The 13580-nt window shown below is 75.2% G+C and carries 6 protein-coding genes; all 6 read right to left on the bottom strand.

The features are described 5' to 3' along the window. Positions 1-200: 200 nt before the first annotated feature. The 6 genes from argF to ABZ693_RS01810 all read right to left on the bottom strand — a co-directional run bounded on the left by argF (position 201) and on the right by ABZ693_RS01810 (position 13476). A complete protein-coding gene (argF, locus tag ABZ693_RS01785; protein ID WP_359872231.1) occupies positions 201-1202 on the bottom strand; it encodes an ornithine carbamoyltransferase in 1002 nt (333 codons plus the stop codon). A 210-nt stretch (positions 1203-1412) separates the two neighbouring features. Beyond that, a complete protein-coding gene (locus tag ABZ693_RS01790) occupies positions 1413-2645 on the bottom strand; it encodes an arginine deiminase (RefSeq protein WP_359872234.1) in 1233 nt (410 codons plus the stop codon). Between the two features lie 79 nt (positions 2646-2724). Further along, entirely contained in the window at positions 2725-5418 is a 2694-nt protein-coding gene (locus tag ABZ693_RS01795; protein ID WP_359872236.1) for a hypothetical protein, read from the bottom strand. After that, positions 5415-7544 carry a hypothetical protein gene (locus ABZ693_RS01800; protein ID WP_359872238.1) on the bottom strand — a complete coding sequence of 710 codons (2130 nt, stop codon included), beginning with the start codon at positions 7542-7544 and terminating at the stop codon, positions 5415-5417. The genes ABZ693_RS01795 and ABZ693_RS01800 overlap by 4 nt, the downstream gene beginning before the upstream one ends. Beyond that, a complete protein-coding gene (locus tag ABZ693_RS01805) occupies positions 7541-10123 on the bottom strand; it encodes a hypothetical protein (RefSeq protein WP_359872240.1) in 2583 nt (860 codons plus the stop codon). Before ABZ693_RS01805 ends, ABZ693_RS01800 begins: the two co-directional genes overlap by 4 nt. Beyond that, positions 10120-13476, bottom strand: a complete 3357-nt coding sequence (locus tag ABZ693_RS01810) for a tubulin-like doman-containing protein (RefSeq protein WP_359872242.1) — start codon at positions 13474-13476, stop codon at positions 10120-10122. Before ABZ693_RS01810 ends, ABZ693_RS01805 begins: the two co-directional genes overlap by 4 nt. Between the last annotated feature and the right edge of the window lie 104 nt (positions 13477-13580).

Genomic DNA, 13580 nt, shown 5'->3' on the forward strand with positions numbered 1-13580 from the left:
GGCGCGGGTGGCGTCGTAGCCACCGGCCTTCTCGTAACTCCCCGCGCGAAACGCCCGTACGTGGTTGGAGGCCTACCAGATGCAGGAGGGACGGGTGGGGCGGTGTACGACGGTGCCGGTAGCCGCCACCCTCGTGGCTGCCACCGGCATAGGCCCGGACCGAACCGAACTGGACCGAACCCGGCCGGCTACCCGGCCGGTCAGCCGGCCAGCGTCGCGACCATCACGGCCTTGATCGTGTGCAGCCGGTTCTCGGACTCGTCGAAGACGACCGAGTGCGCCGACTCGAAGACCTCGTCGGAGACCTCCAGCTCGGTCAGCCCGTGCCGGGCGTGGATCTCGCGGCCGACGCCGGTGCCGAGGTCGTGGAAGGCGGGCAGGCAGTGCAGGAACTTCACGTCCGGGTTGCCGGTGGCGCGCAGGACGTCCATGGTCACGGAGTACGGGGCGAGGGCGGCGATCCGCTCGTCCCAGACCTCGGTGGGCTCGCCCATCGAGACCCACACGTCGGTGGCGACGAAGTCGGCGCCCCGGACGCCTTCGACGACGTCCTCGGTGAGCGTGATCGACGCGCCGCTCGTCTCGGCGAGCCGGTGCGCGGCGGTGACGAAGTCCTCGGCCGGCCAGTACTCCTGCGGGGCCACGATCCGCACGTCCATGCCGAGCAGGGCGCCGGTGATCAGGTAGGAGTTGCCCATGTTGAAGCGGGCGTCGCCGAGGTACGCGAAGGCGATCTCGTCGAGCGGCTTGTCGGTGTGCTCGGTCATGGTGAGGATGTCGGCGAGCATCTGGGTGGGGTGCCAGTCGTCGGTGAGCCCGTTGTAGACGGGGACGCCGGAGTGGGCGGCCAGCTCCTCGACGGCGTCCTGACTGTCGCCGCGGTACTCGATGGCGTCGAACATCCGGCCGAGCACGCGGGCGGTGTCCTTGACCGACTCCTTGTGGCCGATCTGCGACGCCGCAGGGTCCAGGTACGTGGTGGAGGCGCCCTGGTCGGCGGCGGCGACCTCGAAGGCGCAGCGGGTGCGGGTGGAGGTCTTCTCGAAGATCAGGGCGATGTTGCGACCCCGCAGCCGCGGCACCTCGGCACCGGCCTTCTTGGCCGCCTTGAGCTCGGCGGCGAGCGCGATCAGGCCGCGGAACTCCTCGGCGGTGAAGTCCAGCTCCTTGAGGAAGTGGCGGCCGATGAGGTCGGTGGCCATGGTGCGCTCCTGGGGTACGTTCGGGACGTCGAGGGACGAGGACCTTGGAAGTGTATACGTAATCTAGAATTCTTATACAGTCCGGGGTGTGGCCGGAAACCACCCCCGGAGCCCGTCCCCGGCCCCGTCCGCGCCGAGCGCACCACGGCCCTCTCCCTTCCCCTGTTCTCTCCTCTTCTTCTCCCTGTCTCCTCCCCCGCCTCCCGCGCCTTAGACCGCGTCCCGCTCCACCGGACAGCTCATACAGCGCGGGCCGCCCCTCCCCCGGCCCAGCTCGCTGCCCGGAATCTCGATCACCTCGATGCCCTCCTTGCGGAGATGGGTGTTGGTGGTGACGTTGCGCTCGTACGCGACCACGACCCCCGGCTCGACGGCCAGCACGTTGCACCCGTCGTCCCACTGCTCGCGCTCCGCCGCGTGCACGTCCTGGGTGGCCGTCAGCACCCGGATGTCCTGGAGGCCGAGGGCGGCGGCGATCGCGCTGTGCATCTGCTCCGGCGGATGGTCGGTCACCCGTAGCGACCGGCCCTCGTCGCCCGGCTCGATCGTGTACGAGCGGAGGTCGCCGAGGCCCGCGTACTGCGTGAACGTGTCCTGGTCCACCATCGTCATCACCGTGTCCAGGTGCATGAACGCCCGCCGTTTCGGCATGTCGAGCGCGATGATCGTGCGCGCCGACCCGGCCGCGAACAGGCCCCGGGCCAGCATCTCCACGGCCTGCGGAGTGGTGCGCTCGCTCATCCCGATGAGGACGGCGCCGTTGCCGAGGACCAGGACGTCGCCGCCCTCGATGGTCGACGGATAGTCGGACTGCCCCTCCGACCAGTGGTGGAAGTCGCCGGCCTGCGGGCCGGTGAACAGCGGGTGGTGGCGGTAGATCGCCTCGAAGTGGACGGTCTCGCGCTGCCGGGCGGGCCAGCGCATCGCGTTGATCGACACCCCGTCGTAGATCCAGGCGGAGGTGTCCCGGGTAAAGAGGTGGTTGGGCAGCGGGCCGAGCACGAACTCGTCCAGATCCAGGGCGTGGAAGCGGACCGACGTCGGCTCCCGGTGCTCCGCCAGGAACTCCCGCTTCGTCACGCCCCCGACCAGCGCCTCCACCAGACCCGCCGAGTCCAGCGAGTCGAAGGCGGCGCGCAGGTGGTCGGTGGCGAGGGGACCGTACTCCTTCTCGTCGAAGACACGGTCGAGCACGAGCGTGCGCGCCTCGGGCACCTCCAGGGTCTCGCGCAGCAGGTCGCCGAACAGATGGACCTCGACGCCCCGGTCGCGCAGGACGTCCGCGAACCCGTCGTGCTCTTGGCGGGCCCGGCGTACCCACAGCACGTCGTCGAAGAGGAGGGCGTCCTTGTTGGTCGGGGTGAGCCGCTTCAGCTCCAGATCGGGGCGGTGCAGGATGACGCGGCGCAGCCGCCCGGTCTCGGAATCGACATGGAATCCCATGCGTCCATCCTGACCGAGCGGGGCGGTCGCGCGTAGTACGCGGGACGTCATACGGACGTCGAGCGGCGGACCGGCCGGCCTACACGAGGATCGCCACCAGCACCGTGATCAGCAACGCGGCCACGCCGAGGAGCACGATCACCGCGAGCTGCCCGTGCTTGGCGTGCTCCACGGGCGGCGCGTCGGGCGGCTGCGGTGGGGACGGGTGAGGTGCGGATTCCCTCGTTTCGGAGAGCCGCGCTTCAGACGACCGTGTTTCGGACGGCCGCGGTTCCGGCGGCCGTGTTTGGGACGGCCGCGGTGGCTCGGGGGCGGGACGCGGGACCGGGGCGCCGGTGTCGTCGCGACGAGGGGCCGGGAGGCTTGCGGGCGCCGGAGGGACGGCGCGTGGGGGCGCGGCACGCTGCGGGGCCACCGGCGGGGGTGGGGACGTGGAGGTCACGGGCCTCGGCGGTACGGGCCGGAGGGACAGCGTGTCCGCGGGCGCCGCCGGTTGCGCGGGGACGGAGCGCGGAACCGGCGGCGGATCGGCGGGAGCCGGAGGGGCCGGGGGCGGAGAGACCGGGGGCAGGGAGGGCGGAGCCGGCGAGGCCGTGGGCTGGGCCGGGACCCGAGGGGCGGGTGCGGCGCGCGGGGCCGCCGGGCGCGGGAGGTCCAGGACCAGGGCGCGCAGGACGGACTCGGGCAGCCCGGGGCGTTCGACGATCCCTCGGAACACGCCCTGGGCCGCCGGTTCCGGGCTCGCCCAGAGCCGGGCGAGCACCCCGGCGATCCGGTCGGCCGGCACCGCGCCGGCGTTCCGGCCGCCGAGCAACGGGCGCACGGCCCAGTCGTGCAGGGCCGCCGCGTCGGCGGCCCGCTCGGCCGGACCGACCAGGTCGCGGGGGTGGGAGCGGGCGACGAAGTACTCCTCCGCGATGACGAGTTCCAGCAGCTCGCCCCGGAGTCCCGCACCCCACGACGGGTACCGCCCGGCGATCTCCTGGACGAGCGCGGTCATGACGGCGTACGGGAACGTCCGGTCGCGGAGCGCGGCGAGGAGTTCCGAATCCGCCGCCTCGCGGGCCGCGTCCCGCGCCTCCTCGGCCGTCCGCGCGCGCGACAGCCACACCCCCGAACCGCTCGACTGCCGCGCGGACCGCCGCCGTTTCGCCCGGAACCCGCGCCGGGCGTCCCCGGGCCCGGCCCACGCCGGCCGGTCCGGCGGCTCGGGAGCGGCGTCCCGGCGCGGGGCCGGCGGCTCGGACGGTACGGGCCCCCAGGGCGGGGCCGCGGGCGGCGCGGCGGGCGCGGGGTCCGGCGGAGGCGGAGACGGCGGTACGGGACCGGGCCGGGCGGCGTCCTCGGGCGCCGGCGCGGCGGCACCGGGCGGCTCGCCCCACGCGAGCCCCTCCCGGTTCCGTGCCGAGTCCGGGCGTACGGGCCGCTCCGACGTCTGCGGCGCCTCCGGCCCTGCCGGCGGCAGCGGCGGGGACGGCGGTCGCGCGGGCGACTGCGCGTGCGACTGCGGCTTCGGTTGCGGTTGCGGTTGCGGTTGCGGTTGCGGTTGCGGCCGAGTCGGGGGTACGGGCCGCTCCGGCTCCTCCTGCCGCGACTTCGTCTCCGGCGGGTCGGACCACTCCAGCCCCTCCGACCACACCGGCCGCCCGGACCGCCGGGACGCCTCGCCCTGATCCGGCTTCTCCGGCTTCTCCGGCTGCTCCCGCTTCTCCGGCCTCTCCGGCTGCTCTTGCTTCTCCGGTCGCTCCGGCCTGCCCGGCTGTCCGTACGTCCCGGACGTCCCGGACGTCCCGGACGTCCCGGACGACCCTGACGGCCGGGCTCCCTGAGGCGGCGGCGCGGGCCGCTCCGGTGGGAAGCGGCGGTCGAGTCGGGCCAGGGCCGCCCGGACCGTGTCACGGAGCGGGGCTCCGGGCCCGGCCAGAGAATGCCCCAGTTCGGCGCCCACCACCCCCTTCCGGTCCCCGCCGGCGCCCATGAACCGCAGATGGTGCGCGACCAGGCGGCCCGCCAGCGACTCCGCTTCGTCACCGGACCGTTCGGACGGATCGGCCCGGTGCCGGTCGGTGTTGCGGCTGGCCGCGCCCGCCCAACGGCCGACGAACACATAACGGATGGCGGGCAGTTCGGCCGTGTCGTGGGTGGCGAAACTCCACCGGCGGTCGGTGAGCCGGCCGAACAGGCTGTACAGCCCCCACAGCACCGGCAGCGCCGTGTCGCCCCGCCGGTCCAGGAACGTGAAGTTTCCCTGCGGCCGGCGCAGCAACTCCGCCACCGCGCCCGCCAGTTCCCGCTCGGCGCCCGCCAACCGGGCGTCGAGCGTGCGCAGGCCCCGCTCCGCTGCCGGGAACAGCGCCTGCTTCCGTACCACCGACAGCTCGCCCCGTACCCGGGCGAGCGGCAGGTCCGCGCCGTCCCAGGTCCAGGTGTGCAGGCCGAGACAGCGCGCCGGGTCCAGGAGGTCGCGGGAGCCGATGAGGGCATGGCAGAGCGTGGAGGATCCACCGCCGGGATCGGTCCACGGGGTGCGGCGGATCAGGACGACCTCGCCCCGGCCTTCGAGCCGGACCAGGGCGGGACGGACCTCCTCCCCGCTCGCCCGCAGCACCGCCCCGGCGCTCTGGAACAGCGCCTCCGCCTCCTCCTGGTCGCCCGACCAGGCCACCGGCCCGAACCCGGTGTTCCCGGAGGCGTTGTCGCCGTCCCAGCGGAAGACGATCTGGTCGGCCTCGTCCTGGGCCCGCGCTCGCCCTCGCGCGTGTTCTCGCGTCATCGGTCACTCCCTTCCAGCAGCCCGCACGCGGCGAAAATGGACACCAGCGGTCCGAGCACCCGGCGGGGCCGGGCCCCGTGCGGGAAACGGTCGTCACGAGCCTGCCCACCGGTCGCGGCGACGAAGTGCAGGGAACAGCGCGCGCAGTCGTCGAAGGGCTTCAGCCACGCGGGGCTCGCGTGGTGGGCCAGGAAGGCGTACGCGTCGCGGCTCTCCGCCGTCTCGGCCGCCGGGTCGTGGCGCGCGGGCAGCGCCCGGCCCAGCCAGTCGTCCACCACGGGCTCGAAGCGGAGCAGGTCGCTCTTGTTCACGGCGAGCGCGGCCGGCGCCGCGACGAATCCGTGCGGGCGGTCCAGCCGGTTGAGGACGGTGGCGAACGCCTCGTCACCGAGATCGCGGCGCGGCAGCCCGTACCGCTCGCGCACCGGGTCGAGCGACGGCATCCGCAGCGCGCGCAGCGGGTCGACGACGAACACGAAGGCGTCCACGCCGAGCAGGAAGCTCGTCACCGCGCCGTCCTGGACGAGGTCCTCGCCGGCCAGGTCGAAGAAGACGACCGGGCGCGGGACGCGGCCGGGCGCGGACACGAGCAGACCGTCGGCGAACCGGGCGAAGGTCTGCTGTCCGGTGCGGCCGAGCTGCCGGCCCTGCTGGAGGCGCTGCACCCGTTCGCGCAGATAGGTGCGGTGGGCCTCGGGGTTCAGCGGCAGGCACTTGAGCCCGTACGGCTCCAGGCCGCCGAGCTCGACCTCGCCGAGCATGGCGGCCATCAGATGCGTCTTGCCGACGGCGGAGCTGCCGACGAACGCGATCGAGAGCGGGCGGCCGTTGGTGAGGTACGGGACGGGCAGCTCGTGCGCCTCGTCGCCGTCGCCACCGTCCGGACACAGCTGGTACGCGGTCCGCAGCAGGTCCTGCCGGCGGCCGGGCCGGTTCTCGGCGGACAGGTCGAGCCGGATGCGGTTGCCCTTGGCGTCGATGGTGACGAGGAGACTCTCGTCGTACGCGACGGGCAGCAGGCAGTGCGGGCACATCCGCGTGCCGTCCTCGGCCTGTTCGACGGACGGGGGCCCGGAATCCGTCGGCCGGTCGGGCGAGCCGGGGCGGCCGGGCCGGTCCGGCGGGTCGCCGAAGAGCAGCGCGCGCAGACCGCCGCGGCGGGGCGGGGGTGACGGGGGTTCGTGCGTCGGCTCCTCCGCGTCCTCGCGCGCCGCGCGCAAGACGGCCTGTTTACGGGCGAGTTCGGTGGTGTAGCGCTGCCGGCCGGCGTCGAGCGGGTCGGCGGCACCGGCGGTGTGGGCGAGCGGGTCGGGCAGCCGGAGCAGCCGCAGGAGCGCGGCGGGCGAGGGGCGGGCGGCGGCCTCGGCGGCGAACAGGCCGCTCTGCGCGAGGACGGCGAGCCGCCGGTAGTCGCCGAGGTCGTCCGGTGGCCCGTCGGCCCGGTCGGTACGCCCGGGCGGTCCGGGGTGCCCGGAGTGCAGCAGATAGGCGATGCGGGCGACCGACCAGAGGTCGTCGCGGGAGTCGGCGGCGCCGCTCCCGGCCCGTTGCTCGGGCGAGGCCCAGGGCGCGGCGCCGAACGGTTCGCGGGCCTCCCCGGCGCGCAGCACCGCGTACGGCTCGCTCAGCCGCACATGGCTGCCGTCCCACCGCACGGTGTCGGGCGCGAGGGCCCGGTGGACCAGGCCGACGTCGTCCAGCAGCCTTACGGCGAAGGCGAGTTGGCCCACGATGTGCCGGTGCTGCTCCGCGCCGAGGTCCGGCAGGGCCTCGCTCAGCGGCGCCCCGGCCGACTGGTGGTAGAGCACGAACGGCTCGGCGCAGTCGAGGTCGTAGCCGACGATCCGGGTGAACACGGCGGCGAACTTCTCGGCTCCGTAACGTCGTTCGAGCGCGACGGCGGCGGTCACCTCCCGTTCGAGCAGGGTGTACGCGCGGGGGTCGCCCTGCGCGGAGGCGGGCAGCCGGACCTGGGTGACGGACCAGCCGGCGCCCAGGGTGAGAGGCCGGGTCCACCGGTGCGGCGGCCCGGGCGGCCGGGTGTCCTCCCCGTAGCGGACGGCGAACCGGACCGGATCTCCCTGGGGGGTGTGGAATTCCAGTTCCTCGGGTGGGTGTGCGCTCATGGTGCCGCGTCCTCCTCCGCCCTGATCGTGCGGACGACGTCGGCGCGGAGCGGGACGAGCCGGAGCACGCCCGCGTGCCGGCCGGCGTCGGTCCACACCACGTCCTCGGTGCCGTGGCGCCAGATGTCGTCGCCGGTGGTGCCGCGCCGCATGGTCTCCGGCACGAACCGCACCCGCCGTACGGCTCCCGGGTCCTGCGACAGCAGCCGCAGGTGCTCGGGGCCGCACAACGGGACCGTCGCGTCCCGGTCGTCGTCGGCCGCGAGCAGGCGTGTCACGCCGTCGGGGGCGACTCCGGTGAGGCGGGCCGCGTCGGGCCGCCCCCGGTCCTCCCGGCCGGCGGGCGGGGACGCGGCGGCGTCCCACTCCAGCCGGGTGCGGGTCTCGTCGAGCAGAGCGGTCATCGGGCCGTCGAGCCGCAGCCGGCCGGCGTTGCCGGGGTCGCGTTCGATGCCCGCCCAGCAGCCGTCGAGGATCGCGGTGACCCCCTCGACCAGGTCCTCGGCCAGGGTGTCGACCAACTCCGGTCCCCCGTCCCCGTACCGCCGCTCCAGCCACGCCGGCTCGGGCCGGCCGGGGGCGACCCCGGGATCCGGTGGGTCCGCCCCGGGTCCGCCGAACGCGTCCTCGCGGGGCGGGTCGCCGATGAGCGCACCGCCGTCGGGCGGAACGTCGGCGAACCGGTCGCCGGCAGCCGGAGTGCCGGCGAGCGGGGCGTCCGCGAGCGGGGCGTCGCCGAACCATCCGTCCGACGACGGCACCGCGCCGGGAGCGGTGTCGTCCGACCAGTCGTCCCAGTCCCAGCCCGACTCCGCCGGCGGTTCGTCGACCGGGCCCGTCTGGTGCGGGACGGTCGCGGCAGGCGCGCCGGCACGCGACCCCGTACCGCCGCCACTCCCCCCGCCCCCGCCCTCGTCCGGGCCCGGATGGGTGTCGGCCGTCGCCGCCAGGCCGCGCAGCAGCCGGGCGACCGCGCCCGCCCCGTCCGAGCAGTGGTGCCGGACCTCGGCGAACAGCCAGTCGTGGACGGCGGTCGTGACGACGAGGGCCCGGATCTCCTGGAGCGCGCGGCCCGCGTCCTGTGCGTCCACGCGGTCCCACCAGTCGTCGACGGCGCGGGTCCAGTCGCGCAGCGCGAGCAGGACCACGCAACCGACCGCCACGGGCAGGGTGAGCGCGCCCACCCACAGGGGCGGCGCGAGGAGATGGCCGAGCACCGCACCGGCCAGGCCGCCCGCGAGCCCGCCGGCCAGGCGCGGGGCGACACCCGCGCTGCCGCCGCCGTCGAGCCGGCCGTCTGGCGAACGGTTGGGCCGGTGGCGCAGCGTCCGGTAGGCGAGGGCGGCGGCGAGCAGGCCGACGGCCGGGCCGAGGACCCAGCCGAGGACCGGCCACAGCCCCGCGAGCAGCGCGAGCAGCGCGGTGACCGCCGCGGCGGCGGGCCGGGAACCGCCCGCGAGAAACGGGTGTTGCGCGCTGAGCCGGTCCAGGCGGGCCGGTCCGCAGATCCGGTCGAGTGTGGTGAGCCGGGCGGCGCTGCCGGCCGGGGCGGTCCGGGCCGCGAGGGCCGTGAGGCGGGCGGCGACCGAACGCAGCGGCAGCCGGCGGGCGATCAGCTCCCGGGTGTGGTCGCGCAGCGCGGGCACGGTGCCGGTCCGCGTGACCTCCCGGGGCAGCTCGGGGAGCCGGACGCCCCGGTCGGCGAGCAGTCCGCGTTCCTCGACGCTCGGCCGGGGGCCGCCCGCGACGGCGAGGACGTCGGCGACGCCGTCGCGGACGCCGCGCAGGGCGGTGCCGAGCCGTTCCACGGCGCCGGGCAGATCGGTGTCCGCGGCCCGCCGGGTGAGCAGTCCGGCCGGTCCGCGGACGCGCGCGTGGCCGTCGGCGGCCTCGTCGAGGGCGTCCGCGCAGGCCCGCAGCCGGGCTCCGATACGGCCCTGGGCGGGCAGCCAGTCGTGTCCGGCCAGCGAGCCCGGCACCGACTCGTCGAGCAGGGGGGCGAGTTCGCCGGGGACGGTGCCGACGGAGCCCGCGGCGGGCACGTCGGGGCCGGTCAGCGCCGCGACGGCCTGCCGCCAGGCACGGGCCCGGGCCTCGTCGCTCAGGTCGTGCTCCAGGATCCGTACCGACGGCACGGCGACCCCGTCGGCGACCCGGCACAGGGCGTCCAGCACGGCGTCGAACACCTCGGGGGTGGCGAGCACGTCCACGAGCGGCCGCAGCGCGGCGGTGTCGGGGCCGTGGAAGCCGTCGAGCAGCCACAGCACCCCGGCGGCCGGGGGCCGCAGGGTGAGGGTGCGGCGCAGGGTCCGCTCCTCCGGCGCGCCGACGGCGAGGCAGACGACGCGCGCGGGGCCGTACGAGGAGAGCCGTTCGTGCAGGAGCTGGTGGCCGACGAGCCGGTCGGCGTCGTCGACGACGAGGAAGCGGCGTTCGCCCGCGGGCTGCGGCGCCGCCAGCGCCCGCCGGACGGCCGCGTCGGGGCCGTACCGGTCCTCGGGGTCGTATGCCTCGGCCCTCAGGTCCAGGCAGACGGCGTGACCGGGCACGGGCCGGTCGGGGACGACGTCCCGGCTCATACGTCCTCACCGTCCAGGTCCCACGGATAGCGGCCGCCCTCGGGCTCGGACTCGGGCCGCTGCGGGGAGCCACCCCCGGAGCCGGACTTCGGCGCGGACTCGGACGCGGAAGCGGGCGCGGGCGCGGAAGCGGGCGCGGGCTCCGGCTCGGGGCCGCCCTCGCCCCATCCCGGCTCCGGGTCCCGGTCCGCGCCCGGCCGCCTCGCGCCGGCCGCCGGCCCCGCGCCGCCCGGCGCGTGCCGCTCGAACAGGGCCCGCAGCGTGGGCCGGACGGGGTGGCCGGCGCCCGCGAACCGCAGGTCGAGCGCGGCCGGGTAGGTGACCTCCCAGAAGTCGCGCAACGGCGCCAGCCATTCGGTGTACTCCTCCCCGTGCTCCGCGGCCAGCTGGTCGAGGAGCGCCCGCTGCCGCGGGGCGACCTTCTCGACGAAGTGGACGAAGAGCGGGGACGGGGCCGCGGGCGTCGTGGTGAGGCCCTTGGGTACGGCCTGCATCAGCCGGCCGCAGAACTCCTCGATGATCTGCCCCTCGTCGAGCAGCGCCCACCGTTCGTACGCGCGCAGCAGCCCGGCCCAGCTCGACAGGGCGCCGTCGAACTCCTCCAGACGCAGCGTCATCGTGGCGGACTCGCCCTCCTGGAGCCGGATGCGGACCTGGTGCGGGGAGTCCGCCGGGCCGCCGATCCGGATGTGGCCGTTCCACATCGCGCACAGCAGCCGGTGCAGGATCCGCCGCCGGTCCTCCGCGGTGGCGACCAGCCAGTCGTCCTGGTGGCCGAGCCGCTGCCGCCAGTGCAGGAAGTCCTCCTGGCCGCCCGAATCGCGGGCGTCGGCCCAGAGGCTGAGCACGGAACGGACCTCGGAGACGTCGGTGAGGTTCATGCCGCTGCGGAAGAGGACGACGGTGAGGGAGTCGGTGTCGACGGCCCGGTATTCCTGGGTGGCGCGCGGCGGCAGGTTGAGTTCCTGGCGCAGGTAGTCCGCGGCCCGGCCGTCGGCCTGGCTTGCCGGGTGCACGATGAGGATCTTCAGCGGGCCGCCGCCGTCCGGGCTGAAGCCGACCGGCAGGAGTCCGGCGAGCGCGGCGCGGAACTGTTCCAGCCAGCGCGGGTCGACCTTGGACTCGGCAGCCTCGTCGCCGGCCGCGGCGCGCAGCAGCAGTTCCATGGACGGCAGCAGCGGCCGGGCGAACCGGTCGTCGTCGGCCTCGCCGAACAGCTTCTTCACCCGCCGCTCGACAACCTGCTTGATCTCCTTGACGGCGGCGCCCGGCGAGCGGACCACGGCGTCGAGGGCGCCGCGCCACTCGTCGGGGCCGATGAGCCGTTCGAGCAGTCCGGCGGCGTCGGTCGACTCGGGCAGGCCCTCGCTCTGCACGAGCCGGTCGAGGACGTCGTCGTAGAAGGCGCGCAGGTTGTTCTGCGGGGGCAGCAGATAGGAGATGCCGGTGCGGTCGTCGCGGTACAGCTCGCGGCGCCGGTCGGTGAAGAGCTTGCCCTCGCTCTGCTCGTGGGCGCGCAGCGCCTTGGCGAACTCGCCCAGCTGGTGCTGGACCCGGCGCAACGGGGGCCGCCACTGCGCCTCGCCGGCCTGCCACGCGCGGTGCCACAGGGTCCTGGCCCGCCACTGGTACCAGGCTTCCTGGCGGGCGAGCGCGTCCTGGACGTCGGGGTCGCTCCACCGGGCCGGTACGAGGCCGCCGGCGCCGCGCTTGACGTGCGGGATGACGGGGGCGGAGGTCTGTACGTCGCCTGGCCGTTCGGGGTCGTTGCGCCGGTTCTCCAGCATGCCGGTGAAGCCGGCCGCCGCGACCCGGTCGGCGTGGCCCGGCATGCCGTTCAGGATGCCTTCGATACGGAACGGGCTGAGCGCGCCGAGGAGTTCGCGGACGGCCGTGCCGGGCTTGAAGTCGGCGGTGATCCGGGGCACTTCGCGCGCGAGGTCGGCCTCCAGGCGGCGCAGCGCGTGCTCCATGTCGCCGAGCCGGTTGCGCAGCTCCTGGGTGATGGCCTTGCCGCCCTTGGGCAGTTGGCCGGGCGCGGGCACGTCGCGGGCGTCGCGGCTCCACAGCCGGCCGATGCCGGAGCGGTTGAACAGTTCCTGGACCAGCCGGCCGTCCTCCGGGGTGGTGCGGCGGGCCTTGTCGCCGAGGCCGCGGACGGCCTGGGCGAGCAGCCGGGCGGCGACGATCTCGGCGAGGTCGTCCACGGGCACGGTGAGGGAGGCGGCCAGGCTGGTGGACATGCCGCGGTAGCCGATACCGGTCCGGGCGGGGGTGGAGCGTTCGACGCTCTTGTTGACGAAACTGGCGGCGAAGGACTGGTAGTCGTCGTCGGCCCGGCCGCCCGCGCCGTTGTCCTCGCCGAGTTCGGTGCCGATGAGCGACATCACCATGGCCGTGATGGAACGGCGCAGGTCCTCGGTGCCGATGACGGCGGGCTTGGAGAAGAGGAACGCGGTCTGCACGGTGGAGGGGCGCAGCGCGACCACGCCCTCGCCGGGGTAGTGGACGCTGATCCGGCCGCGCTGTTCGACATCGCCGACCTCGTCGAGCGCGTCGGGCACGTTCTGGTCGTCGACGAGCCGGGAAAGGTCCACGAGCGAGCGAGCGGCGTTCAGTTCGGCCTCGCGGCCGCCGCCCGCCTCGGGCGGGAACGCGGAGGGCATGACGACGAGCGGGTAGATCTTCACGCCGGGGACCCGCGACTTGCGGAACTCGTCGCCGATGAGGTGGATGAAGTCGTAGAAGATACCCGCGCCGGTGCCGCCGGCGACGGAGAAGGCGACGAACACGTCGCAGCCGCGGATCCGGCCCCCGCCGACCCGCTGGAGGTCGCCGGCCGAGCCGCCGATGGCGCCGATCGCCTCGCGCAGCTGGCGCACCACGGGCGCGAGACCCGAGCGCATGGTGGCGAACAGGGCGGCCCGGCCCACGGTGGGCAGCTGCCCGGCGCCGGAGCTGAGCGGGGCGACGCGCGGCTGGCGGGCCTGCGGCGGCAGCCAGTGCCGGGTCTCCTCGTGCAAGGCGATCCGCAGCATGCGGGTGACCTCGGGCGAGGAGTCGCAGTCGGTGGGCAGCAGGTCGCGGACCATGCGGGAGGTGCGGGCGTAGGCGGCGCTCTCGGCTCCCCTGGCCCGGAACTGCGGCTGGCCGAGCAGTTCGGCCTCGCTGAAGTCGGCGTACACGAACTGCAGGCAGTCGGGCAGCTGGAAGGGCAGCCGCCGGCCGCCGTCGACGAGGTCGGTGCCGTCGGGGCCGCACAGTTCGCGGCGCAGGCCGCGTTCCAGTTCGCTGCCGATGCGTCCGCCGGTGCCGCCGAGGCCCACGAACAGCATGGGCTGGTAGATCTTCATATCGTCTCCCCTTCAGGCCCGAAGGAGCGCGGGGTCGCGCGTCCGGACGGGGACCTGGCCGTGGATCGTCGTGGGTCGGGCGTGCCGGCGCGGGCACGCGGGCG

It is taken from the genome of Streptomyces laurentii (assembly GCF_040635425.1).
Taxonomy (GTDB): Bacteria; Actinomycetota; Actinomycetes; order Streptomycetales; family Streptomycetaceae; genus Streptomyces; species Streptomyces laurentii.

Excerpts from the sequence above, each read along its gene's own strand:
- argF (WP_359872231.1), bottom strand. The coding sequence starts at position 1,202 with ATGGCCACCGACCTCATCGGCCGCCACTTCCTCAAGGAGCTGGACTTC.
- ABZ693_RS01790 (WP_359872234.1), bottom strand. The coding sequence starts at position 2,645 with ATGGGATTCCATGTCGATTCCGAGACCGGGCGGCTGCGCCGCGTCATC.
- ABZ693_RS01805 (WP_359872240.1), bottom strand. The coding sequence starts at position 10,123 with ATGAGCCGGGACGTCGTCCCCGACCGGCCCGTGCCCGGTCACGCCGTC.
- ABZ693_RS01795 (WP_359872236.1), bottom strand. The coding sequence starts at position 5,418 with ATGACGCGAGAACACGCGCGAGGGCGAGCGCGGGCCCAGGACGAGGCC.
- ABZ693_RS01800 (WP_359872238.1), bottom strand. The coding sequence starts at position 7,544 with ATGAGCGCACACCCACCCGAGGAACTGGAATTCCACACCCCCCAGGGA.
- ABZ693_RS01810 (WP_359872242.1), bottom strand. The coding sequence starts at position 13,476 with ATGAAGATCTACCAGCCCATGCTGTTCGTGGGCCTCGGCGGCACCGGC.